The 719-nt window shown below is 71.2% G+C and carries 1 protein-coding gene and 1 pseudogene; both read right to left on the reverse strand.

Annotation, left to right across the window (positions count from 1 at the left end):
- The coding region (locus EN906_RS36115; RefSeq protein WP_164777707.1) for an ABC transporter permease at positions 1-591 on the reverse strand (591 nt) is incomplete at its 3' end.
- A pseudogene (locus tag EN906_RS38695) lies at positions 588-719 on the reverse strand (ABC transporter permease); the annotation flags it as partial. The gene EN906_RS36115 and the pseudogene EN906_RS38695, both read right to left, overlap by 4 nt.

Genomic DNA, 719 nt, shown 5'->3' on the forward strand with positions numbered 1-719 from the left:
CGCCAGCACCGGCGGCAGGGCATTGGGCAGCACCTCGCGAAAGGCGATCGCCAGCGGGTGCATGCCGATGACCCTGGCCCCGGCGACATAATCGCGTTCGCGAATGGAGAGGACTTCCGCGCGGGCGACCCGGGCTGGTCCGGTCCAGGTGCCGAGCGCGATGGCAATCACGACGACGCCGAGCGACGGTCCGACGACGCTGACGAAGGCCAGTGCCAGCAGGAAGCTCGGCACGGTCTGGAAGGCGTCGGTGATGCGCATCAGCACCTCGTCGACGAGGCCGCCGGCAAAGCCGGCCAACGTGCCGACCACGGCGCCGACGACAAGTGCGGCGGCCGCGGCCGCGAGCCCGACAGCCAGCGATGTGCGGGCGCCATGAAAAAGCTCGGCCAGCACGTCGCGGCCAAGCCGGTCGGTGCCGAGCGGCAGCGACCAGTCCTGGAACGGCGGCAGCAGCGCCGGGCCGGCGATGGCCTGCGGGTCGCCGGGGAACAGCAGCGGCGCCGACAGCGCCATAGCGATCAGCGCCGCCAGGAGCATGGCGCCGGCGACCGCCTCGGGCGTGCGCAGAAAGCGGCGGAGCGGGCTCATGCGCCGGCCTCGCTGGCGCCTACGCGCGGATCGAGGAAGGCGTAGGCGATGTCGACGAGCAAATTGATGACAAGGACCAGGACTGCGCTGGTGAGGATAATGCCGAGCAGAAGCGGCGTGTCGCGGGA

It is taken from the genome of Mesorhizobium sp. M7A.F.Ca.CA.004.06.1.1, from assembly GCF_003999135.1.
GTDB lineage: Bacteria > Pseudomonadota > Alphaproteobacteria > Rhizobiales > Rhizobiaceae > Mesorhizobium.